Here is a 23,852-nt window from a genome sequence, read left to right as displayed (position 1 = left end):
ATATAGACTCATATCATTTTCTCCTTGGTTTTAATTTTTGTTGGCATGAATATTATACCAAGAAAATGATATGAGTTCTTTTTTTTGTTGCACTTAGATTATAAATTCAAGATGCAAAAAATTAATTTAAGAAGGAATTATAGGTATGAAAATGGAAATATATAAATGTATACTATACTTATAATATAGTAATAGAATTAAAAACTCTTTTAGAAATTCAAAATTTTTAAAAGTTGGGTAAAACACGAATAAAAACCGCAAAAAAATAGAATAAGTATCAAAAATACGAACAATATAGTTGAAAAATCCTAAAAAAATTTAATAATTTCAAAAAAAAGCAAAAAATATATTGATAAAATATGTATATTAATATAATATTTATATATAATAGTTCGTATAATGGTACGAATTTTTGACTAAAAACAAAAGATTTAAGAAGGAGAGGGGAAAATAATGAAAGTAGCAGTAATTATGGGATCTAAATCAGATTTTCCAAAAGTAGAAGAAGGAATAAAAGTATTAAAAGAATTTGGTGTAGAGGTTGTAGTTAGAGCATTATCAGCTCATAGAACTCCAGTACAGTTAACAGAATGTTTAGCTGAGCTTGAAGACAACACTGATGTAATAATAGGAGCGGCAGGAAAAGCAGCACATCTTCCAGGTGTTATAGCAGCTCAGACTTTAATTCCAGTAATAGGACTTCCAATAAAATCATCAACAATGGACGGACTAGATTCACTATTATCAATAGTTCAGATGCCAAAAGGTATACCAGTAGCAACAGTTGCAATAGACGGTGGTCTAAACTCTGCGTTACTAGCTATACAGATGATGTCATTAAAATATCCTCAGTTAAAAGAACAGTTAAAAGCATATAGAGATGAAATGGCTAAAAAAGTTCTTGAAGACGATGAAAGCTTTAGATAATTTTAGTTAAATAGAATTTTAAAAATGTTTGGACTCTCTGCCTATTTTATGTAGAGAGTTAAAAACATATTTAAATATAAATTAATAATAGACAGTTTTAAATTTTAAAATATTATTTTATAAAAAGGAGCGAGTGTATGAGCGGTATATTAGGTGTTTACTCAGACAAACAGGTGTCAAAAGAGCTTTACTACGGAATATATTCTATGCAGCACAGAGGACAGGAAAGCTGTGGTATAGCAATATATGATGAAGAAGCAAAAGAAGTAATATACAAAAAAGAAAAAGGTCTTGTTGGAGATGCATTCAAAGAAGACGAATTAAAAAATTACAAAGGTAATCTTGGTATAGCACATGTTAGATCATCTTCAGTTGGTCATAACCATGTTGCTAATACTCAGCCATTTGTTGGAAGTTGCAGAAATAGAAATCTTGCAATAGTTGACAATGGTAGTTTAGTTAATGCTAATTATTTAAGAGAAACATTAGAAGAAGAAGGATTCATGTTCCAGACTAATTCTGATGCAGAAGTTATACTTCATATATTAGCTAGATACTACAAAGGAGATATAGTAGAAGCCGTTAAAGTTACTATGGACTATATAAAAGGTTCTTATACTTTAGCTATAATATGTGATGATTCTTTAGTTGCAGTTAGAGATCCACACGGATTTAGATCACTTCTATTAGGTAAAAAAGGTAATGAATATCTTATAGCATCTGAAAATAGTGCTATAGAAATACTTGGTGGAGAAGTTATAAGAGACGTTGAGCCAGGTGAAATAATAGTTATAAAAGATGGAGAATTAAAATCTTATAGCTATTCAGATACTTATAAACCAGTTAAGAAAAGCTGTATATTTGAACATGTTTATATAGCAAGAAACGATGCAACACTTGATGATTTAAATGCATACGAATTTAGAATAAACTGTGGTGCTTACCTAGCTAAAAATGAAGATGTAAAAGCTGACTGTGTTGTTCCAGTTCCAGACTCAGGATGGGCAAGTGCAATAGGTTATGCTAACGAAAGTGGATTACAGTTAAGTGAAGGACTTGTTAAAAACAGATACGTTGGTAGAACATTCATAAAACCAACTCAGGAAGAAAGAGAAATAGCTGTTAGAATAAAATTAAATCCACTAGTTCCAGCAATAAAAGGTAAATCAATAATATTAGTTGACGACTCTATAGTAAGAGGAACTACTTCAAAACAGTTAATCAAATCTTTAAAAGAAGCAGGAGCTAAAGAAGTTCATTTAAGAATAACTTCACCACCAGTAAAATATCCTTGCTACTACGGAATAGACACTCCTACAAGAGAAAGTCTACTTGCAGCAAGTCATTCTGTTGAAGAAATGAGAGAATATATAGGCTGTGATACATTAAAATTCATAAGCATAGAAGGAATGAAAGAAGCAGCTAAAGGAATGAATACATTCTGTACTTCTTGCTTCGATGGAGATTATCCAGTTAGAAAGATAGATAAATAATTAATTTACTGTATAAATAGTAAAGTTTAGTTTATAATGTAAATAATAGGAAAATCGTACTTTGATAAAGTTTTTGAGTTGAAAATTATTTTAATAATTAGATATTGAAACTTATCAAAGTATACGATTTATTCTGATTAGAAAATAATAAAATCTAGGAGGAACGTAGAAATGCTAACATATAAAGCTTCGGGAGTAAATATAGACGAAGGGAATAGAGCAGTAGACCTTATAAAAGGAAAAATAAAAGAAACATATGATGACAATGTAATAGGTGATTTAGGTAACTTCAGTGGACTTTACAGTATAGCTGAATTCTCAGGAATGAAAGATCCAGTTATAATGGGAGCTACTGACGGTGTTGGAACAAAATTAAAAATAGCTCAGATGATGGATATACATCACACTGTAGGTATAGACCTAGTTGCAATGAGTGTTAATGACCTTATATGCCAGGGAGCAAGACCATTATTCTTCCTTGACTATATAGCACTTGGAAAATTAGTTCCAGAACATATAGAAAAAATAGTTGATGGTGTAGCTAACGGATGTAAAATGTCAGGATGCGCATTAATAGGTGGGGAAACTGCTGAAATGCCAGGTATGTACGGAGAAGATGACTACGATTTAGCTGGATTTGCTGTAGGTATAGCAGATAAATCAAAAGTTGTAACTGGTAAAGATGTTAAAGCAGGAGACGTTTTAGTAGGTATAACTTCAAGTGGTATACATTCAAACGGATTCTCATTTATAAGAAAAATATTCTTAGAAGAATTCAAATACGATATGAATCAGTATGTTGAAGAACTAGGAATGACAGTAGGTGAAGCACTTCTAACTCCTACAAAAATATACGTTAAATTAGCATTAGATTTAATAGAAAAACACAATATAAAAGCAATAGCTCATATAACTGGTGGTGGTGTTATAGAAAACATAACAAGAGTTATACCAAAAGGATTAGGACTAAACATAGACACTAAATCTTGGGAAAAACCACCAATATTCAAAATGATAGAAGGATTCAACGCAGTTGAACAGAGAGAATTACATAAGAGCTTCAACATGGGTATCGGTCTTGTTTTAATAGTAAACAAAGAAGATGCTCAGGCTGTTGTTGATTATGTAAATGGTAGACCAAGTGATAACAAAAACTTTGTTGACGAAAAATACGCTGACCTTATGGAAGATAATGCATACATCATAGGTGAAGTTGTTGATACTCATGAAGGAGTAGAATTATGCTAAAGAATATAGCTGTTTTAGTATCTGGAGGAGGAACAAACCTTCAGTCTATAATAGATGCAACAGAAGCAGGAGAGATAAACGGTCAGATAAAGGTAGTAATCTCTAACAAAGAAAATGCATACGGTCTTGAAAGAGCAAGAAAGCACAATATAGAAGCAGTATTTGAAAATGATGAAAAGAAAGTAATCGAAATATTAAAAGAAAAAGAAATAGATATAGTTGTTATGGCTGGATATCTAAAAATAATCAGCGCTGATTTTGTAAATGAATTCAAAAACAGAATGATAAATATTCACCCATCTCTAATACCTTCTTTCTGTGGTAAAGGATACTACGGAAAGAAAGTTCATCAGGGAGTTCTTGATTACGGCGCAAAAGTAACTGGAGCTACAGTTCACTTTGTAACAGAAGGAGCTGACGAAGGTCCAATTATAATGCAGGAATCTGTAAAAGTAGAACAGGATGATGATGCAGATACTCTAGCTGCAAGAGTTCTTAAAGTAGAACATCAGATACTTAAAAAGAGTGTTGCACTTTTATGTGATGACAAAGTAAGAGTTAATGGAAGGAGAGTATATATAAATGAGTAAGAGAGCTTTAATAAGCGTAACAGATAAAACAGGAGTAGTTGAATTTGCAAAAGCATTAAACGAACTTGATTTTGAAATAATATCAACAGGTAATACATTTAAAATACTAAAAGAAAATGGTGTAAATGTAATGCAGGTTGAAGATGTTACTAAATTCCCAGAAATATTAGATGGTAGAGTAAAAACTTTAAATCCATTTATACACGGTGGAATACTTTACAGAAGAGATTTAGAATCTCATGTAGAAACAGTTAAAGAACATGGTATACATTCAATAGACCTTGTTTGTGTTAACCTTTATGACTTCGAAGGTACTTTAAAAGCTGGAAAAAGCCATGCAGAAATGATAGAAAACATAGATATCGGTGGACCTTCAATGATAAGATCTGCTGCTAAAAACTACAAAGATGTTATAGTAGTTACAGATATAAAAGACTATGATTTAGTAATAGAAGGATTAAGAAAAGGTGATTTAACAGAAGAAGAAAGAAGAAACTTAGCATACAAAGCTTTCTCAATAACAGGAAGATATGATGCTATGATATCTACTTACTTTGCAGAACAGGTTGGAGAAGATTACCCAGAATTCTTAAATCTTACTTTCCAGAAAGAACAGACTTTAAGATACGGTGAAAACCCACATCAGAACGGTATATTATACGCTCAGCCAAATGCTAAAAACCCTATACTAAACTACGAACAGTTAAACGGTAAAGAATTATCTTTCAATAACTTAAATGACTTACACGGATGCTTAGAAGTTATGAGAGAATTCAAAGATAGCGATAAAGTAGTTGCAGTAGCTATAAAACATACTAACCCATGTGGTGTTGCTTTAGGTGACACAGCTTTAGAAGCTTACACTAAATGCTATGAAGCAGACAAAACTTCTATATTTGGTGGAATAGTTGGTATAACTTCTACAGTAGATAAAGCTACAGCTGAAGAATTACACAAAATATTCCTTGAAATAGTTGTTGCTTACGACTTTACTGATGAAGCTTTAGAAGTATTAAGAACTAAGAAAAACCTTAGAGTATTAAAACTTGCTAAAATAGAAGACAGCAAACAGAAATATGAAATGAAATACCTTGATGGAAAACTTCTAATCCAGGATAAAGATACTAAATTAGCTGACAAATATGAAACAGTTACTAAATTAGAACCAACTGAAGAAGAATTAGAAGATATGAAATTCGGTATGAAAATAGTTAAAAATATGAAATCAAATGCAATAGCAGTTGTTAAAGATGGTCAGACTCTTGCTTTAGGTTGTGGCCAGACTTCAAGAATATGGGCTCTTAAAAATGCATTAGAAAACAACAAAGATGAAAAAGACTTCACAGGAGCTACTTTAGCATCAGATGCATTCTTCCCATTCGATGACTGTGTAACTTTAGCTAATGAATTTGGTATAAAATCAATAGTACAGCCAGGTGGATCAATAAGAGATAACGACTCTATAGAAGCTTGTGACAAATTCAATATGTCTATGGTATTCACAGGAGTAAGACACTTCAAACATTAATCTTAAGGAGAGTATAGCTATGAAAATACTTGTTGTCGGCGGTGGCGGAAGAGAACACGCTATATGCTGGAAGTTAAAAAATGAAAAAGATGTCGAAAAAGTATATTGCGCACCAGGAAATGCAGGTATAGCAGATTCTGCAGAATGTGTAGATATAAAAGACAGTGATATAGAAAATCTAGTAAAATTCGCAAAAGACAACGCTATAGACCTTACAGTAGTGGGACCTGAGGTTCCACTTGTAATGGGGATAGTTGATGCCTTTGAAAAAGAAGGTCTAAGAATATTTGGACCAAACAAACAGTGTGCTACTTTTGAAGGAAGTAAAGCATTCTCTAAAGATTTCATGATAAGAAATAATATCCCAACTGCAAAATACAAAGAATATACTGATTTAGATGAAGCTATAGCAGAAATAGATAGCTTTGGATATCCAGTAGTTATAAAAGCAGATGGTCTTGCAGCTGGTAAAGGTGTTGTAATACCTGAAAATAGAGAAGATGCTATAAAAACTTTAAAAGAAATGATGGCAGACAAAAAATTTGGAGAAGCAGGTGACAAAGTAGTAATAGAAGAATTCCTAACAGGAATAGAAACTTCTATATTAGCATTTGTTGATAACAACACTATAGTTCCAATGGAAAGTGCTAAAGACCATAAAAAAGTAAACAATGGTGAAAAAGGACTTAACACTGGTGGTATGGGAACATTCTCTCCAAGTGAATTATGGACTGAAGAATTAGCAAACGACATAAAAGTAAATGTACTTGATAAAACTTTAAAAGGGTTCCAGAATGACGGATTAGATTACAGAGGAATCTTATTCGTTGGAATAATGATAACTAAAGAAGGTATAAAAGTACTTGAATACAATGTTAGATTTGGAGATCCAGAAACTCAGTCAGTATTATTCAGATTAGAAACTGATTTAAGTGAAATAATGAATGCTGTAATAGATAACAGACTTTCTGAAGTAGAAATAAAATATACAGATGAACAGGCTATATGTGTTATGCTAACTTCAGGAGGATATCCAGAAGCCTATGAAAAAGGCAAAGAAATAACAGGTCTTGACAAATTAGATGATGAAATAGTAGTATTCCACAGTGGAACTAAGATGTCAGATGGTAAATTAGTTACAAACGGCGGAAGAGTTATAGGTATAACTGCTAAAGCAGGAACTGTAGCAGAAGCTGCCGATAAAGTTTATGAAAATATAAAAAGAATAAACTTTGAAGGAATGCACTACAGAACTGATATAGGTCTGTAAAATTTCCGAAAAAAAATTTGGAGGAAGAGAAATGGATAAAAACGTCAAAAGAGTATTAGTCGAAAAAAGAAACGGCTTTGATCTTGAAGCAAGAGCTCTTAAAAAAGACATTGAAGAAAGTCTTCATATCACATCTGTTGACTCTTTAAGAGTTTTAAACAGATACGACGTAGAAGGTATATCTGATGAAGTTTTCCAGAATGCGGCAAACTCAATATTCTCAGAACCAAACCTTGATGTTGTTTACTTTGAAGAAGTTCCTTGTAATGAAAATGAGAGAGTATTCGCAGTTGAATATCTTCCAGGACAGTACGATCAGAGAGCTGATTGGGCTGCTCAGTGTATACGGATATTAAATCAGGGTATGAGACCTGAATTAAAATCTGCTAAAGAATACATACTATCTGGAAACATAACAGATGAAGAATTCAACAAAATCAAAGGGTATATAATAAACCCTGTTGATAGTAGAGAAGCTGGGTTAGAAAAAGCTGAATCATTAGCTCTAGTAACTGAAAAGCCAACAGAAGTAGAAATATTAGACGGATTCATCGAATTAGATGAAGAAGGTCTTAATGACTTCGTAAAATCTCAGGGTCTAGCAATGACTTTAGAAGATTTAAAACATGTTCAGGTTTACTTCAGAGATGATGAACACAGAAACCCAACTATAACAGAAATAAAAGTACTAGATACTTACTGGTCAGATCACTGTAGACACACTACATTCATGACTGAACTAGAAAATGTTGAAATAGCTGAAGGTAAATACACAGACGCTATAAAAGAAACTTTCGATGACTACATGAACACTAGAAAAGAAATATATGTAGACAGAAAGAAAGATGTTTGCTTAATGGATATAGCTACTCTAGCTATGAAAAAACTTAAAAAAGAAGGAAAATTAGCAGACCTTGACGAAAGTGAAGAAATCAATGCTTGTTCTATAAATGTAGACGTAGAAATTGATGGAAAACCAGAAAAATACTTAGTAATGTTCAAAAATGAAACACACAACCATCCAACAGAAATAGAACCATTTGGTGGTGCTGCAACTTGTCTAGGTGGAGCAATAAGAGACCCATTATCAGGAAGATCTTATGTTTACCAGGCAATGCGTGTAACTGGTGCTGCAGACCCTAGAACTCCTCTAGAAGAAACACTACCAGGAAAATTAATGCAGAAAAAAATAGTTACAGAAGCTGCAAATGGATACAGTTCTTACGGAAACCAGATAGGTTTAACTACAGGACAGGTAGCAGAAGTTTATGATCCAGACTTCGTAGCTAAGAGAATGGAAATAGGTGCTGTTATAGCAGCTGCTCCAAAAGAAAATGTAGTTAGAGAAAGACCACAGGCGGGAGATATAATAGTTCTTCTTGGTGGAAAAACTGGTAGAGATGGTTGCGGTGGTGCAACAGGATCTTCTAAAGAACACAGTGAAGAATCTATAAACACTTGTTCAGCAGAAGTTCAGAAAGGTGATGCACCTAACGAAAGAAAAATCCAGAGATTCTTTAGAAATAAAGAAGCTGCTCAGATGATAAAAAGATGTAATGACTTCGGTGCAGGTGGGGTTTGTGTTGCTATAGGTGAAATAGCTGAAAGTTTAGACATAAACTTAGACCTAGTTCCTAAGAAATACGACGGACTTGACGGTACTGAACTTGCAATATCAGAATCTCAGGAACGTATGGCAGTTGCAATAGCTGCAGAAAACAAAGATAGATTCATAGAATTAGCAAAAGAAGAAAATTTAATTGCTACTCACGTTGCTACAGTTACTGATACAGGATACATGAGATTATTCTGGAATGGTAAAGCTATAGTAGACTTAAAGAGAGCTTTCTTAGACACTAACGGTGCTAAACAGAAAACTAACGTAGTAGTTGAAAAAGTTGACGAAGAAAATACATTCTTCGACAATGTAGAAATAGTTAAAGGTGCTAATACTATAGAAGAAAAATTCCACAAAGCATTATCTGATTTAAATACTTGTTCTCAGAAAGGACTTGTTGAAAAATTCGATACTAGTATAGGTGGAAATACAGTAGTAATGCCATTTGGTGGTAAATATCAGGCTACTCCAGAACAGGGTATGGTTGCTAAAATACCAGTACTTGGTGGAGAAACTGATACTTCTACAATAATGACTTACGGATACAACCCTAAAATAGGTAAATGGTCTCCATACCACGGTGCATTATATGCAGTAGTTGAATCTGTTGCTAAATTAGTTGCACTTGGAGGAAACTACGCTACGACAAGACTTACTTTCCAGGAATACTTCGAAAGACTTGGAAAAGCTCCAGAAAGATGGGGTAAACCATTCGCAGCTTTACTTGGTGCATACTATGCTCAGGAACAGTTTGAAATACCTGCAATAGGTGGTAAAGACTCTATGTCAGGAACATTCAAAGATATAGACGTACCTCCAACATTAGTATCATTTGCAGTAGATACTGTAGATGCTAAAAATGTAGTTACTTCTGAATTCAAAAAAGCTGGATCAAAAGTAGTTAAAATATCAGCAGCTACTTTAGACAATGGTGTAGTAGACTTTGATGAATTAAAGAAAAACCTTACAAAAGTAAGAGAATTAATATTAGATGGCAAAGTGCTTTCAAGTTATGCTCTTGGATTTGCAGGAGTTGGTGAAGCAGTTGCTAAGATGGGATTCGGTAACCATATCGGATTCAAATTCAGTGAAGAAGCTGTAGAGGCTTATGAAAACACTGATGATTTATTTGCAGCTGATTACGGAACAATACTTCTTGAACTTGCAGAAGATGATTTATCAGTTCTAAAAGGATACAGATGTATAGTTCTTGGGGAAACTACAGCAGAACCTGCTATAGACTTCAACGGTGAAAAAGTAGACTTATGTGGATTATACAAATCTCACTGCAATACTTTAGAATCTATATACCCAACAAAAGCAGCTGAAATAACTTCAAAAATAGAAAATATAAGCTATGTAAGAACTGGTGCTCCAGCTAAATCTTCATTAAGCATAGTAAAACCTAAAGTATTAATACCAGCATTCCCTGGAACAAACTGTGAATACGATGCAGCAAGAGCTTTTGATAGAGCTGGTGCAGAATCAACTATAAAAGTATTTAGAAACTTATCTTACCAGGATATAGAAGAATCTATAGACGCTATGGTTGAAGAAATCAAAAAATCACAGATAATAATGATACCAGGTGGATTCAGTGCTGGTGATGAACCAGATGGTTCAGCTAAATTCATAGCAACAGTATTCAGAAATCCTAAGATGAAAGAAGCTGTTCATGAATTCTTAAATGAAAGAGATGGTTTAATGTTAGGTATCTGTAATGGATTCCAGGCTCTTATAAAACTTGGATTAGTACCATACGGAGAAATAATAGAACCTTGTGCAGAAGCTCCTACATTAACTTACAATAATATAGGACGTCATCAGGCTAAGATAGTTAACACTAGAATAGCTTCTAACAAATCTCCATGGTTAGCTCAGACAGAAGTTGGAGATATACATAGTATACCAATATCACATGGTGAAGGTAGATTCGTTGCAAGTGAAGAAGTAATGAAAGAGCTTATAGAAAACGGACAGATAGCTACTCAGTACGTAGACTTCGACGGAAATGCTACATATGATATAGACCACAATCCAAATGGATCATTCTACGCAGTTGAAGGTATAACAAGTAAAGACGGTAGAGTATTTGGTAAGATGGGTCACTCAGAAAGATTAAGTGCAAACATAACTAAGAATATACTTGGTGAAAAAGACCAGAAAATATTCGAATCAGGAGTACTTTACTTCAAATAATATGAACTAGATTTCAGCGACCCGCTCAAACGTTGAAATCTGAACGGAAAACTTTAAATTTATATTCGGAAATCAAAAGAGTTCCGCCATTCTTCCACCCGCTCAGGATAGATGGCGGAACTTTTATTTTTGCTTAGATTGCTGATGAGAGAGCCTCAAGTTTTTCAGCAGCATCTCTGTTCAATTCCTCTGTACTCTTAACATATACATTCATAGTCGTATTGATACTTGCATGACCTAAACGTTCCTGTATTACCTTTTCTTGAACTCCAGCTTCAAGCATACGAGTTCCGTTTGTATGACGCAGCATGTGGAACGTGAAGTCAATGCCCAGAGCTTTTGATATATTAGAGCAACGCTTAGTGACAAGGTTAGCATAATATGCTTTACCATTTTCACGAGTGCATACCAGATTAAAATCATTTTTCCAATACTCACCATATTCAAGCCTTTTAATATTTTCAAGTTTTCTCTGTTTTCTTAACAGATCCTCAAGCTCTTTTCCAAAATAAATATCTCTATAAGAAGATGTTGTTTTAAGAGAACAAAGCTCAAGTTCTTTGCCCTTCTTTAGAAGGTTGTTCTTAACGTGAATAACCTTGTTGTCAAAGTCCACATTGTCCCAAGTTAATCCACATATTTCAGAGCATCTCATTCCAGTATGCCATCCAATCTGAATCATATTTGCAAGAGCAGGTTCTGTTTCTACAAATGATAATATTCTTTTGTAGTTTTCTTCAGAGATTATTTTGCTTTTCTTTTCTCTGATCTTTTCTTTAGGCATCTGAACATATGCTGCAGGATTCTCTCTTATTTTCTGAGCGGGATAGACCGCATATTTAAGAGATGAGCTTAAAACTTTTTTCATAGCTCTTACAGAATTGAAAGCATATCCATCTTCACATTTTTTATTTATAAACTTTTGAAGTAGCATAGGATTTAACGCTTTGAGCTTGTATGAGCCAAGACCAGGGATTAAATGACTATCAGCTATGTATTTATATGTAGTGTATGTTTGATAGGCTAATTGAGGATTTACAATTTCCTCAATCCAATAATTAATCCAATCAGCAAATGATTCAGATGAATCTTCTTTTATATTTCCACACTCAAAGTATTCCGCCTCAGCAATAGCAAGAGCCTTGAGAGCCTCTTTTTTAGTTTTCCCTCCAGCTCTTTCAATCCTTTTTCTTTTTCCTCCAACAGTTCCAACGTCAAAGTAATAATACCAGTTAGTTCCTTTTTTTCTTACTGAACCCATATTATCACCACCTATAATGATTCTATTACTGGAAGTAACGAGATAATATATTTACATGATTTGATATGTAATTTCTTGATAAATGCTATATTAGAGGCTTGATATAGCTTGAAAAGAGATTGATTTATTACTCCAGCAAGTGTCAGTTTAAAAGATAGTATTTTGATTTTTGTGATTTTATTCATTTATTTTTTCCTCCATTCAATTTTATTAACTTTATTAAAACATTTGTTCGACAAAAAATAAATACGGAAAAACTGACGAATATTTTCGACCAGATGTGGGAGAAAATAAAAAAGCCTACTTCATTATAGAAGCAAGCTTTTAAAATATTAACTCTGTTTAACAAACTTTATTTTAGGATGTGCACCATAAACATTTTTTATTAATTCATCTTGTGATATTACACGAACAAGATTTGCAATTTGTTTAGCAAGAGCATCTTTGTTGTGATAATAAATTGTAGTATTGGCAAAAGGATGCTTTATAAGTGCACTTAAAATATCTTTATCAGTAATATCTAAAGAATGACCAAAGATATATATATTAAGAGGTTCACTTAAACCTTCTAATAAAGTTATATATTCGCATCCAGTTTTTTTATAAATACGTTGGAAATATTTTTTAAACTGTATAAAATCTATATTTTCATTTCTTTCAGTTTCATCAAGATATTCATCTATTCCAAGTACAAGAGGGCAAGATTCTAAAGAATGATTTAAATCAGCTTTTCCATGAATATAATCATATTCCACATCTTTATTATTACCATACAATCTTTCGTATGTATTTGTATAATTAAAACTTAAAACATAATTTATATCACTACTTAAGTCATCAATTTCCTTTATTCGAACCTTATTATCAAGTGTATTTATATAGCAACTAAGATATATTTCTAAACAACGAATTAAACGATTTAAATCATTTATTAATTTATCTCTTAATTGATTGAAGTAATTTATAGAAACAAGATAACCATTTTTAGTAGGACAAGCACCTGTGCTCTCTAATATATTTGGTTCTAATTTTTCAATAAAGACAATATCTGAAGGAGTTGCTGAAAATCTTGGAGTATCATTCATCATAACCTTATTGTAATTTTCTTTTATATATATTTCTTTAGATTTATTCATATAATCCATTCTTTTTATAAATTTAGAAATCTCAAGTTCAAAGTCAATCCAGTTTTCTTTGAAAGACAATTTGTCATCGTTTAAATATCTATTAAAATAATTAATCCATAAATTTTTTTTAGAAAAGTTACATATATCAGATATATACTTTATACCACTTTCAGTATTAGAAAATTCTAATAAAAAATTGAAGTATTTTTTACCACGTGTCATATTTTTAGCAACTTTTCTAAATTCAACAAAATCTTGAACCTCTTCAACAAACTTTAAAAAATCTTTGTATGAAGTTGGAAAATCGTGAGCTAAGTCGAAACCATTTCCAACAACCAATAAATTCATATAATCACTCCTTTAAACTTTATTATAAATATATAAATTAGGATAATTAGTAAGTACAAGATATAAATCATTATCTATAAGCAAATAGTCATGATTAAGTGACAAATAATAAATACCTTGCATTAAAATATCTTTACTTACAGACAGCCCATCAGCAAGCTCATCAATAGTAGATGGTCTTTTTCTTAATTCATCTATAAGTTCGTTCTTTGGAACTAAAAAATTACACGCCCAGCGAAGAGCCTTAGCCTCACATTTATCTATACTAATTTTATCAAAATAATTTTTAGGTTTTATATTATTTCCCATACTTGTGAAATAGTGTCCTAATTCCTCCGCTAATACTTCGGTCATACGAATATTATTGCTTTTTAAAATATTATCTAAGAGGATCATACGGATGCCATCTCTTGATATATATAAAGCCTCAGCAAAAATTCCTGGAATTTCATCAACAAATTTTATTATAATATCTTCTTTATCAGCTATATCTAATAATTGCTCAAACTTAGTCATTATCTTTTCCGTTTTTCTTGAGCAATTAAAAAGTCGATGAAATTATCAAGTTGTTTTAGTCCATCCTCAGACAGTTCTTTAGTTCTATCATCCATATGTGCAGCTAGTGTATTCTCTTGCAAATCTCTGATATTTGTTCTGCAAAGAAGATAATCAACTGAAACGCTAAATATATCAGCAAGTTTTGAAAGTTCTTCATCCCTTATTGGTCTAGTACCTAATTCAATTCTATTCATAACACTTGTGCTTATACCGAGTTTTTTAGCCAATGCTTTTTGCTCTATGCCAAGTTCTTCTCTAAGCATTTTTATTCTATCATTAACATTCATAGTCAAAGCTCCTTTTAAAAATAATTTCCACTATGGAAATATGATAACATTTTAAAATGTCTAATAAATAAAAATCCCTAAAATAGGGAAAAAAAGTATTGATTTTCTATTTTAGAAATGTTATTATCTAAATATAGAATTTCTGAAATAGAAAAAAGAAAGAGAGGTGAAAAAATATGTTCAACCTTGATTTTGTAAAAGAAAGACGTATAGAATTAGGAATCTCCCAACAGAAAATGGCTGAATGTCTAGGTTTTAAAAATGCTTCAACTTATTTGAAGTATGAATCAGGAACATACTCTTTTAAAGCGGATATGATTCCACTTTTAGCAAAAATATTAAATTGTAGGATAGAAAATTTTTTTAAAAACTAAGTCCCTATTTTAGAAATTGTGTTATTTAAAGAATATCTCATTATATAAAAAATATAAATATCAAAATAATGGCGATAGCAGTTTTAACATCCGAAAAAAGAGGTGAAAAAATGGATAGACTAACAATTTTAAAAGGAAGGTTTCCAAAGAAAGATTGGTACTGGGGAATAAGAACTTTTTCAAATAGAGGTGCAATGGGTGGAATAGTAAACTCCTCACTAGAAGAAAGTGTATTCAATTTTTTTAGAGAGGTAAATGTTAATCCTTCAATGGAAGTGGAACAGATAAAATATTTAAATAGTGAAAATGGATATACAGATGTATTTATAACTTATAAATATAAATTATCAGAAAAAGAATTAGAAAAGGAAAATAAAAAAAGAGAAAATTTTTTCAAAAAAAGCATAGATTTTGCAAAAAGTAGAAGTGAAAAAGAAGATTTTCCTAATGAAATAGCAAAAAATTTATGGATGTTGAGAGTTATTTTAAATGAAAGCCGGCATGGATTTGCTTTTCTAACAGGAATAAAAGAATCTGATATTAAAGCTGTGGAAAAAGGAAATATGGAAATAACAGAGGATATGCTAAGAGCAATAAAAGAAAGATTTCCATCTATATCAATCAAAACTTTTACTAATGGAAAGATAGATATTTAAAAGAGGTGAAAAACATGAGCAGAACAGCAACAGTGGCAAAAGGAAATATCTACTATGAAGCAAGAGTAATGAGTCAAAATCCTAAATGTTCAAATAGAGTAACAGCTTCTGAATTATTAGGAATGAATAAAGAGAGATTATTCTTCATAGAAACAGATCAGCGAGAAGCATATCCAGAAGAAGCTCTTAAAATGTCAGAGCTATACAAGGATGAAAAGATAATAACTCATTTTTGTAATAACATTTGTGCAATAGGAAGAAAATTCGGCTGCAAAGTTATACACAATGATGTGAGTAATGTGTACAAATCATCAGTAATTTTTATTCAATCTTTAAAGCAGGCAGAGAGAGCAAAGGATAAAATTCTTGAAATTCTGGAAGATGGAGAGATAACTGATGATGAGCTTGTAAGTGTCAACGAATGTATAAACGAACTACAAAAGATTATGAGTGATGCTTTAAATCTTAAATTAGCATTAGAAAAAGCAAGCGCAAGGAGGGAATGATATGACTAGAATTAAAAGACCATGCACAACACAAAAGGTTGTTAATGTAATCTATCAGGAAGCACCAGAGAAGCTTTTAAAGGTTGGAGATGTAGCTGAGAGATTAGGATATAAAAGAACAACTACAAGTCCAGTTTATGATTTCATACACGCAGGACTTCTTAAAAAGTTAGAGTTCAACAATTCATATAGAGTAAGAGAAGCTGAGCTGAATCGTTTTATCAGAGAGAACGAAGGCAAAGATATGAATAAAGTTTTAAAAGATGCAAGAGCAAAAAATAAAATTCTCCCAGATATGGGCGAAAATATGGAGGGATAAAAAATGAAAGCAACTTATATATTAGCATTTTCACTTGCAGCATATCAGATGATAGCTGGAGAGTTCAATCTTATGTTATTTGCATTTGGTTATACATTCTTTGGAATGTTCTTCAGTATCCTATTAAACACTATAAAAGAGAGCAAGGAGCTAGAAGAGGCTGAAAAGGAAGAGAAGAAACCTGCAGCAAGAAGAAAGAGAACAGTTAAAAAAGAAGAACAGGAGGGATAAGATATGCCAGTACAGGAAGTAATGGTTGCTCAGAATAAAGTAGTAAGTTTATTTGACTTTGGAAATATCAGAGCCGTTCAAAATGAAAATATGACACTTGATATAAACATAGAAGATGCAGCTGAAAAACTTGGTCTTGTAAAAGTTCAGATGAAGAAGGGCAAAGAATATAAGACTGTAAGATATGACAGAATAAATAAATATTCTGAGGAGTATGGATTCTCCCACAAGTGGGAGAAAGGAGATTTTATTCCAGAAGATTTTTTCTATTGGCTTGCATTTAAAGTCGAAAATAAACAAGCAAGAGAGTTCAGAAAAAACTTTTCTAATGCTCTAGTTAAGTTGAGAGTTGAAAGGTCTATTGAAAATATTAAAAGAGAAAATATTAAGGAGATGTTGTTGTTAGAAGAAAACTTCAAGGCAAATGAGAAAATACTTCAGAATGTAGTAGGAAGAGCAAACTCAATAACAATACGAGGAATGGCTAAGCTGATAAGTAGCGAAGGAAAAACAATATCTGAAAGAGGATTGAGAGAGCTCTTGAAAATGTATAACATACTTCTAAAAAATGGACGAGAGCCGACACAGTATGCACTTGATAGAGGATTAGTTGAATATAGCTATCATAGGAAAAATAAGAATCCAGTTGTACTAATAACAAATAGAGGTCAGATTAATTTATTGAGAAGAATTTTTCGCCCACATGTGGGAGAAAATAGAAAATAAAAAAGAGACCTGTTACCAGCAGGTCTCTCAGATATGAATGATAAAACATTCATATAAAAAATTCGTGTTATTTGAATATTACCACATAAAAAAATAAAAAACAAGGCGGTGATTTTAGTGAGAAATGAAATATTCGGTTATAAGCAATCAAAGGCTATAGAGTACGGATTGAGCATAGAAGAGTTGCTGATCCTTAAACACTTTGAAGATTTTGTTGCATCAGGGGATGCTGAGCAAGAGTATGATGCTGAAACAAATCAAGTTTTCTATTGGGTATTTTACGATAAATTCATTGAAGATATTCCAATTATCAATATTTCAAAATCAAGACTTGGAGAAATATTTGTTCATAACCTTGGAACAAAACCAGAGGGGTTTGATGAGAAAGTAAAAGGCTACTCAGACAATATGAGAAAGAAAATTAAGAACAGAAAATATGTTGGCGTAATAACTCCCAAAAGTATCAGAGGAAAGAATGGAACACGCAGTTATTTTGCTTTTACAAAGAAATTTTATGACTTAAAAATTGAGCTATATGATTCAGAATTTACACAAAACCCAACTGGTATCAATACCAGAGGGGTGCGGTATCAATACCGAAAGGGTGCGGTATCAGTACCAGAGGGGTGCGGTATCAATACCAGTTGCAAAAATGCTCATAATGGTTTAAATTCCAACGTTTTTGACAATTTGCAAAATGAACCCAACCGGTATCAATACCGGAACAAAGATAATATATATAATATATATAAATATATAGTCGAGTACTTGAATGAAAAAGCACATAAAAATTATAAATACAGTACTCCAAAAACTAAAAGTTTCATACAAGCAAGACTGAACGAAGGTTTCACTTTAGAAGATTTTAAAAAGGTGATTGATATAAAAACTAAGTCTTGGCTAGGAACAGATATGGAGATGTATTTGAGACCGCAGACTTTATTCGGAACAAACTTTGAAGGCTATCTGAACGAAGCACCATCAAAGCCGAAAAAAGAAGATGCTGCAGAAAGTAGTTCAGGATTATCAAGATTTAAGGAGCTGTAAAAAGTGAAAGAGATATACGATAAACAAGCTGAGCAATCAGTTCTTGGTTCGTTCTTGTTGGATGACAAGATATGCTACAAGCTCAGAGAGATTAACAGAGATATGTTTTTCTTTGAGTCACACAAGGTCATATTCGACAGTATGAGGGAAATCTTAGACAGTAACAAGCCAGTTGATTTGATACTATTGCGAGAGGCTCTTGAGAGAAAAGGAGTCGCTGATAAAATCAGTGTTCGGTATATTACAAGTTTGACAAGTGTGGTTGCGACAACTTCAAACGTTGACCACTACATCAAGATTTTGAAGGAGAAAAATCTACTGAGACAACTACAAGCTCAAGCAACTGAACTGATTCGAGCAATAGAAAATCAAGCACCATTATCAGAGCTTACAAGTGACATCGAGGCTCTCCAGGGAATAAGCATCAACAACAGTTCAATTTCTGACAACTATCTTGATGCAAGTGAGATTGAAGTTGATTATTCGCTGCATGATAATCTGAGCACAGGTTTTCAAAAACTTGACGCAGTAATGGATGGTTTCAGATATGGAACTCTTACAGTTCTGAGTGGTAGACCTTCAAGTGGTAAGTCAACAATTATCAATCAGTTCATTGCATCACGGATTGATGAGGGGCAAAAGGCATTCTTGTATTCTGGAGAGTTGCCAGCATCAACAGTAATGGATTGGTTCAGGAATACTGTGGTTGACAAGGAACATATAAAAAAATATCAGACAGAATATGGAGCGAAATTCAACGCACCTTCAGAGTATGCAGTAGGATTGATTAAGGAATGGGTGAAAGAGAATTTGTTCATCTACTCAGAAGAGGCAGTTGCTGGAGAGATGGATATGATAAATGTGATTGAGCATCTATGGCTAAAAAAAGGGGTTAGGCTTTTTATCATAGATAACTTGATGACTCTAGCAATTGACAACAAGAATGACAAGTATGAGGCTCAGAAAAATTTTGTTAGGAATCTGAAGAATCTAGCGAAAAAATACAAGCTTGTAATTATCCTAATAGCTCATCCAAAGAAGGGCGGAGATGCTAAAAGTTTTGATATGTTTGATGTGTCTGGAGCAAGCGAAATTATAAACTTATGTGACTATGAGCTTGCAATGAATAGGAATATTGACGAGGACAACGGCACCGATGAAACGCACATTCTGATTATAAAGAACAGGGTGACTGGAAAGCAAAAATGCAGATTGAGACTGTATTTTGATGAGGATAGAAAGAGACTGTGGAACTTGCCAGAGGAAAGAGACAGAACGTATAAGTACGATACAAATAAGTTGTATGAGCAAGGTGACATTGATGGCATTGCGCCATTTTAATAATCAGGTAGCTGGGATTAAGTTCCCAGCTATCGAAAAAAGGAGGAAAAGATTTGAGCATAAAAGGGAAAATTAAAAAAATAGGTTCTAAAAAATCAGTTTACAAACAAGAATATCAAGAGCATGGAGATTTGACAGTAAGAAAAGAAGATCCTCAATTAATTAGAGAAAAGTACAATGACGGAAAATATAAAGAGTCAGATTATACAAGAGTTCGTTTGCGAGCTTTTTCGGTTCTAGGCTATACACATGCAAGAGTTGGAGCAAAGGGTAGAACTGAGATATATGGCGATAGGATAGAGCCACGATTTGCTGACTTCTTAGAGCTGGAAGATAAGGAAAAAGAATACAAAATAATTGATTTATTAAATGCTAAAAAATAGGAGGAGAAGAAAATGTTATTTCAATTATCATATCCATTTTTGGAATTTATTGAGAAGATGCCTGGAGAAACAGAGCAAGACTTTTATATGTATTGGAGCTGGGGAAGAGTAAAAAATGATAAGGAGCGAAGAGTTAGATTATCAAGAAACTCAATTCAGCCTGTGATTAGTACAATTCATAGATTAGAAAGAAAAAAAGTAAGCGAGGGATTATATTTGAAATGCCAATTTTCAGATTCACCTCTTGGAGAAGCTGTTTGTCTGAGCAAAGATGATTTTAAAGAGCTTATAAATATGATTGATGACAAAGAAGATAAAAAAGAGCTTATTAACTTATTTGGTTTTTCAGCTAGTGAATTAAATTTATTTAAAAATCATTGGTTTGTTTTATATCTTGAGGATGATGGAGAATTCTTTGAACATAGTAGAGAGGACGAAGAGGAAGATTATGAATAAAGATATTTGGTTTGATTGGGTTAGAGAAAATATAATTCAAGAGGATAAGGAAGAAATAGAGAGAGCTATAAATGATCCTGCAGAAGATAGAAGGATGAACTTTGTAGAATGTTTTGATTGCAAGATGCATTTTTTATTAATAGAAAAGTTTGGAAAAGCAAGAGAAATAAGTTGTCCTCATTGTGGATGTAAATTAAAAATAAAATTCTATAAAAATGGCTCAATAAGTATAAGGAGGATATTATAAAAATGATAAAGGATTTTGTGAATAGCATATTAAGATATTTTAATTTATGTTGGTGTGAAAACTGTAAGAAAATAAAAAGTTATCCAGGAGAAATGAAAATAAATTTACTTGATGAAGAGAAAGGAACTGAACAGTCGCTGAGATTTATAGTGTGTCAAGATTGTATAAAAAAATTTGCTCTTGAGCAACGGCACAAAGCAAAATATGCAACACTTAATACATATGATGGAGAGGAGTTTGATATTTATGAATAGTTTAGTGTTAGTTGGAAGACTTACAAAAGACCCAGAGTTGAGATATATTCCAGGAGCTGGAACAGCAGTTGCAAGTTTTACAATTGCAGTTGATAGAGATTTTGTAAAGAGAGATGGAACTAAAGACACGGATTTCATTCCATGTGAAGTAATGGGCAAGCCTGCTGAGTATTTAGCAAGCTATGGAGTAAAAGGTTCTTTAGTTGAAGCTCATGGTTATATGAGAGTAGACAGATACCAGGATAAGAATGGAGAAAATAAGACATTTACAAAGGCTCAATGTTCAAAAGTTCATGTATGGGCGAAACCTACTGGAAAAGTAGAAAATACTGAAACAGTAACACCAGAACAAGAAAGTTATGGCGCAGTTGATGATGATGACGTGCCATTTTAGGAGGTAAAAATGTTTATATATCAATTAATGCAAGATAGTGATTGGACTGAACAGAATGCAAGGTATAAATTTGTTGAAGAACAAGCTGAATTTTTAGAAGCAACAGCTGATGAGGAACGTGATGAAGAACATATTCTTGAAGAGGGGTTTGATGTTATTCAATCAGTTTTATCATTCTTCGAGGTTATGGGATTAACAACAGAGGAAATAGCTGAAGCTCTTGAGAAACACAATGAAAAGCTTGAGAGTCGTGGATGGGATAGGAAAGCAATATTCAGATTGGAGGTAATGGATTAATGATATTTGGATTAAGTACGAAAAAAGAAGTTGCTGAGATACAGCAAGCAATAATTGATGATTATGAAAAGAGACTAATTAACAAGGATGAAATCATAGAGAGCTATGAAAAGAGATTAGAATCAAATAATGATTTTGTGAAAGAGCTAAAATCAGAATTATCAAACGTTCAAAGTGAGAATGTAGTTTTGAAAAAAGAGATTGAAGATAAGGATGGAGTAATAAGATCATACAGATTAGTCTTGAATAGAATCAATAATGAACGTGGAAAACTCTTTAATACTAAGAGTGTGAGAATAAAAAAGAAGTACGCAAAAAAGATTGATGAGAAACTGGAGGGGATGTAAATGAAAATAATGAGTATATACGCAGTGTACAAGGAAGCATTTGGAGATAGAGAGCTTGAAAGGTTGTTTACAACTTATGATAAAGCTAGAGAATATATTTCAAGTAAAAAAGATTGGGATGGAACAATGATTATAAAAGAGTTGGAAATAGAAGATTAGAAAATGAAAAAGGAGACTGTAGTGGCATACAGTCTCCAGAATTAAAAACATGAGCATGATGTTTTTATCTAACAAATATATTATATCATGCTCTGTGAAATTTTAACAGAGGTGAGAAAATGAAAGATATTAAATTTAAAAATATATGCAGCATAACTTTAGAGGAGGCATTTGAGATATGGAGTCAGTACAAGATAGCTTTTATCTTTAAGGACGGAATGCTCAGAGGATTCTCTAAATAGAAAGGAGCATCATGACGGATTCAAACAAAGAGAAAACATACAAAAGAGAAACGAAAAAGCTTTTGAGAAACTACAACCAGATTAAATTGAATATAGAGATTTTAAAAGAGGAAAAGGAAAGAGCTGACTTATTCGTATCATTGCCAGCTATTACATATGATTCAGTGAATGTTCAGACTAGCACAGCCAATGATGGAGTTGAAAAGGATGCAATGAGATTGATGCATAGGAACAAGATGATTGACTTGGATATTAAAGAGAATGAGTATTTGCTGAATAAGATAGACAGAGCAATCAATAGTCTACCAGAGATTGAAGCTCAGATTATAAAGCTTTTCTATATTGAAAAGAATAGTTGGAACAGCATTGTCAGAAGTATGTGCTATAGTGAGAGAAACTTGAGATACAAGAGAGATGAGGCAGTTCTCTCAATAGCAGTCGCATTGTTTGGAAGTACCGTCTTAAAAAGATAGTCTAGTACATTGTATACAATTGCCACTTTTTTGCCGTTTTTTATTTTTAAAACGTGTTAAAATAGTATTGTAAAAAAAGACACAAAATTATAACCGAATCTATAATAACAATTTGAAGGGATTAAAGACATTCAGAAATGGGTGTCTTTTTTCATACTCTAAATTCTCAGGAGGTGATTGAATGGATTTGAAGTGGATAGATGCAGGAGAGATTCCAGCAGCTGAACTGAATGAGAAGGACAAGAGACTAACTATTCAAATGACAACAAAGCCAAACTTTGACCACTCAGAGAATAAGAGGGATAAGAATGAATTACGTAGAGCCAATAAGAGACGTAACTGTTCTGGAAAACATGTGCGATTATCTGGAGAAAACGAATGAAAGAAATCTTGTCTTATTTCAGATGGGAATATATACAGGTTTGAGAGTGTCAGACATATTAAAGCTGAGAGTCAAAGACGTTAAGAATAAGAAACAACTAACCATCAAAGAAAATAAGACAGGAAAGAAAAAGATAATAATGATTAATCCAATATTAAAAAAGACATTGAATCATTATTGCTCTGATAAAAAAGACAATGAGTTTTTAATAAAGAGCCGAAACGGATATAACAATCCATTATGTAGAGAGAGAGCATACCAGATCATCAAAGAGCTGGGTGATATGTTTGGCATTGATGACCTTGGAACTCATAGTATGAGAAAGACATTCGGCTATCATTACTATCAACAAACGAAAGACATTGCATTCTTACAAAAGATATTCAATCACTCAAGTCCTGCAATAACATTGCGTTATATAGGAATTGAGCAAGATTATCAAGATAGAGCATACAATCGTTTCAGATACTGGTAATTAAATTCTATTAAATCTATGTAGTTAATTAAACATAACGAGTTGATGTTAAATTGATTTTTTAAGACTAAAGAAACAAGTGATTGAAA

At 32.5% G+C, this 23,852-nt stretch carries 31 protein-coding genes; 26 read left to right on the top strand and 5 right to left on the bottom strand.

Annotated features, from left to right (window positions below; translation table 11 throughout):
* Positions 1-453 precede the first annotated feature (453 nt).
* The 7 genes from purE to ACK2WN_RS07030 all read left to right on the top strand — a co-directional run bounded on the left by purE (position 454) and on the right by ACK2WN_RS07030 (position 10,873).
* Positions 454-927, top strand: coding sequence for a 5-(carboxyamino)imidazole ribonucleotide mutase (purE, locus tag ACK2WN_RS07060; protein WP_006441089.1), 474 nt, complete (start codon positions 454-456; stop codon positions 925-927).
* A gap of 137 nt (positions 928-1,064) precedes the next feature.
* The gene (purF, locus tag ACK2WN_RS07055; RefSeq protein ID WP_330000010.1) at positions 1,065-2,420 is read left to right on the top strand and encodes an amidophosphoribosyltransferase; all 1,356 of its coding nucleotides are present in this window, start codon (positions 1,065-1,067) and stop codon (positions 2,418-2,420) included.
* 171 nt (positions 2,421-2,591) lie between these two features.
* A complete protein-coding gene (gene purM, locus ACK2WN_RS07050) occupies positions 2,592-3,668 on the top strand; it encodes a phosphoribosylformylglycinamidine cyclo-ligase (RefSeq protein WP_006441091.1) in 1,077 nt (358 codons plus the stop codon).
* Positions 3,662-4,258 carry a phosphoribosylglycinamide formyltransferase gene (purN, locus tag ACK2WN_RS07045; protein WP_300529304.1) on the top strand — a complete coding sequence of 199 codons (597 nt, stop codon included), beginning with the start codon at positions 3,662-3,664 and terminating at the stop codon, positions 4,256-4,258. Before purM ends, purN begins: the two co-directional genes overlap by 7 nt.
* Positions 4,251-5,786 carry a bifunctional phosphoribosylaminoimidazolecarboxamide formyltransferase/IMP cyclohydrolase gene (gene purH / locus ACK2WN_RS07040; protein WP_300529302.1) on the top strand — a complete coding sequence of 512 codons (1,536 nt, stop codon included), beginning with the start codon at positions 4,251-4,253 and terminating at the stop codon, positions 5,784-5,786. The genes purN and purH overlap by 8 nt, the downstream gene beginning before the upstream one ends.
* Before the next feature lie 19 nt (positions 5,787-5,805).
* Positions 5,806-7,056 (top strand): phosphoribosylamine--glycine ligase, encoded by a 1,251-nt coding sequence (gene purD, locus ACK2WN_RS07035; protein ID WP_416155222.1) that lies wholly within the window; start codon positions 5,806-5,808, stop codon positions 7,054-7,056.
* 31 nt (positions 7,057-7,087) lie between these two features.
* On the top strand, positions 7,088-10,873 hold the full coding sequence (locus tag ACK2WN_RS07030; protein WP_416155221.1) for a phosphoribosylformylglycinamidine synthase: 3,786 nt from the start codon (positions 7,088-7,090) through the stop codon (positions 10,871-10,873).
* 133 nt (positions 10,874-11,006) lie between these two features.
* Here the strand turns inward: ACK2WN_RS07030 and ACK2WN_RS07025 are convergent, their stop codons facing one another.
* The 5 genes from ACK2WN_RS07025 to ACK2WN_RS07005 form a co-directional block, all read right to left on the bottom strand.
* Complete coding sequence (locus ACK2WN_RS07025; RefSeq protein ID WP_416155220.1) at positions 11,007-12,134, bottom strand: tyrosine-type recombinase/integrase; 1,128 nt, start codon at positions 12,132-12,134, stop codon at positions 11,007-11,009.
* A gap of 11 nt (positions 12,135-12,145) precedes the next feature.
* Positions 12,146-12,319, bottom strand: a complete 174-nt coding sequence (locus ACK2WN_RS07020; protein WP_416155219.1) for a hypothetical protein — start codon at positions 12,317-12,319, stop codon at positions 12,146-12,148.
* Between the two features lie 147 nt (positions 12,320-12,466).
* Positions 12,467-13,609 carry an AbiH family protein gene (locus ACK2WN_RS07015; RefSeq protein ID WP_416155218.1) on the bottom strand — a complete coding sequence of 381 codons (1,143 nt, stop codon included), beginning with the start codon at positions 13,607-13,609 and terminating at the stop codon, positions 12,467-12,469.
* Positions 13,610-13,621: 12 nt separating this feature from the next.
* Positions 13,622-14,125, bottom strand: coding sequence for an ImmA/IrrE family metallo-endopeptidase (locus tag ACK2WN_RS07010; protein WP_416155217.1), 504 nt, complete (start codon positions 14,123-14,125; stop codon positions 13,622-13,624).
* Positions 14,125-14,454 (bottom strand): helix-turn-helix domain-containing protein, encoded by a 330-nt coding sequence (locus tag ACK2WN_RS07005; RefSeq protein WP_416155216.1) that lies wholly within the window; start codon positions 14,452-14,454, stop codon positions 14,125-14,127. The genes ACK2WN_RS07010 and ACK2WN_RS07005 overlap by 1 nt, the downstream gene beginning before the upstream one ends.
* A gap of 176 nt (positions 14,455-14,630) precedes the next feature.
* Here ACK2WN_RS07005 and ACK2WN_RS07000 point away from each other — a divergent pair, with 176 nt between their 5' ends.
* From ACK2WN_RS07000 to ACK2WN_RS06910, 19 genes are all read left to right on the top strand, one after another.
* Positions 14,631-14,828 (top strand): helix-turn-helix domain-containing protein, encoded by a 198-nt coding sequence (locus ACK2WN_RS07000; protein WP_416155215.1) that lies wholly within the window; start codon positions 14,631-14,633, stop codon positions 14,826-14,828.
* A 110-nt stretch (positions 14,829-14,938) separates the two neighbouring features.
* A complete protein-coding gene (locus ACK2WN_RS06995; protein ID WP_416155214.1) occupies positions 14,939-15,484 on the top strand; it encodes a hypothetical protein in 546 nt (181 codons plus the stop codon).
* A gap of 14 nt (positions 15,485-15,498) precedes the next feature.
* Complete coding sequence (locus ACK2WN_RS06990; protein WP_416155213.1) at positions 15,499-15,990, top strand: hypothetical protein; 492 nt, start codon at positions 15,499-15,501, stop codon at positions 15,988-15,990.
* Position 15,991: 1 nt separating this feature from the next.
* Complete coding sequence (locus tag ACK2WN_RS06985) at positions 15,992-16,309, top strand: helix-turn-helix domain-containing protein (RefSeq protein WP_416155212.1); 318 nt, start codon at positions 15,992-15,994, stop codon at positions 16,307-16,309.
* 3 nt (positions 16,310-16,312) lie between these two features.
* On the top strand, positions 16,313-16,540 hold the full coding sequence (locus tag ACK2WN_RS06980; RefSeq protein WP_416155211.1) for a hypothetical protein: 228 nt from the start codon (positions 16,313-16,315) through the stop codon (positions 16,538-16,540).
* 3 nt (positions 16,541-16,543) lie between these two features.
* Positions 16,544-17,266, top strand: a complete 723-nt coding sequence (locus ACK2WN_RS06975) for a hypothetical protein (RefSeq protein WP_416155210.1) — start codon at positions 16,544-16,546, stop codon at positions 17,264-17,266.
* A 117-nt stretch (positions 17,267-17,383) separates the two neighbouring features.
* Positions 17,384-18,313, top strand: coding sequence for a conserved phage C-terminal domain-containing protein (locus ACK2WN_RS06970; protein ID WP_416155209.1), 930 nt, complete (start codon positions 17,384-17,386; stop codon positions 18,311-18,313).
* A 3-nt stretch (positions 18,314-18,316) separates the two neighbouring features.
* Positions 18,317-19,654, top strand: a complete 1,338-nt coding sequence (locus ACK2WN_RS06965; protein WP_416155208.1) for a DnaB-like helicase N-terminal domain-containing protein — start codon at positions 18,317-18,319, stop codon at positions 19,652-19,654.
* A gap of 53 nt (positions 19,655-19,707) precedes the next feature.
* Positions 19,708-20,037: a hypothetical protein gene (locus ACK2WN_RS06960; RefSeq protein WP_416155207.1), complete on the top strand. Its 330-nt coding sequence runs from the start codon at positions 19,708-19,710 to the stop codon at positions 20,035-20,037.
* Positions 20,038-20,049: 12 nt separating this feature from the next.
* Positions 20,050-20,493: a hypothetical protein gene (locus ACK2WN_RS06955; RefSeq protein ID WP_416155206.1), complete on the top strand. Its 444-nt coding sequence runs from the start codon at positions 20,050-20,052 to the stop codon at positions 20,491-20,493.
* Positions 20,486-20,740 carry a hypothetical protein gene (locus tag ACK2WN_RS06950; protein ID WP_416155205.1) on the top strand — a complete coding sequence of 85 codons (255 nt, stop codon included), beginning with the start codon at positions 20,486-20,488 and terminating at the stop codon, positions 20,738-20,740. The genes ACK2WN_RS06955 and ACK2WN_RS06950 overlap by 8 nt, the downstream gene beginning before the upstream one ends.
* Before the next feature lie 2 nt (positions 20,741-20,742).
* Positions 20,743-20,994, top strand: coding sequence for a hypothetical protein (locus ACK2WN_RS06945; RefSeq protein WP_416155204.1), 252 nt, complete (start codon positions 20,743-20,745; stop codon positions 20,992-20,994).
* Positions 20,987-21,388, top strand: coding sequence for a single-stranded DNA-binding protein (locus tag ACK2WN_RS06940; protein WP_416155203.1), 402 nt, complete (start codon positions 20,987-20,989; stop codon positions 21,386-21,388). Before ACK2WN_RS06945 ends, ACK2WN_RS06940 begins: the two co-directional genes overlap by 8 nt.
* A gap of 9 nt (positions 21,389-21,397) precedes the next feature.
* Positions 21,398-21,685, top strand: coding sequence for a hypothetical protein (locus ACK2WN_RS06935; RefSeq protein ID WP_416155202.1), 288 nt, complete (start codon positions 21,398-21,400; stop codon positions 21,683-21,685).
* Positions 21,685-22,032, top strand: a complete 348-nt coding sequence (locus ACK2WN_RS06930; protein ID WP_416155201.1) for a hypothetical protein — start codon at positions 21,685-21,687, stop codon at positions 22,030-22,032. Before ACK2WN_RS06935 ends, ACK2WN_RS06930 begins: the two co-directional genes overlap by 1 nt.
* A complete protein-coding gene (locus ACK2WN_RS06925; RefSeq protein WP_416155200.1) occupies positions 22,033-22,191 on the top strand; it encodes a hypothetical protein in 159 nt (52 codons plus the stop codon).
* A gap of 119 nt (positions 22,192-22,310) precedes the next feature.
* Entirely contained in the window at positions 22,311-22,433 is a 123-nt protein-coding gene (locus tag ACK2WN_RS06920) for a hypothetical protein (protein WP_416155199.1), read from the top strand.
* An 11-nt stretch (positions 22,434-22,444) separates the two neighbouring features.
* Entirely contained in the window at positions 22,445-22,906 is a 462-nt protein-coding gene (locus ACK2WN_RS06915) for a hypothetical protein (protein WP_416155198.1), read from the top strand.
* Between the two features lie 308 nt (positions 22,907-23,214).
* On the top strand, positions 23,215-23,763 hold the full coding sequence (locus ACK2WN_RS06910) for a site-specific integrase (RefSeq protein ID WP_416155197.1): 549 nt from the start codon (positions 23,215-23,217) through the stop codon (positions 23,761-23,763).
* Positions 23,764-23,852: the final 89 nt, after the last annotated feature.

The sequence above is a fragment of the Peptacetobacter sp. AB800 genome, from assembly GCF_047807365.1.
GTDB lineage: Bacteria > Bacillota > Clostridia > Peptostreptococcales > Peptostreptococcaceae > Peptacetobacter.
Note: the sequence above shows the minus strand (reverse complement) of the source record. Positions and strands in the feature narration are given on the sequence as shown.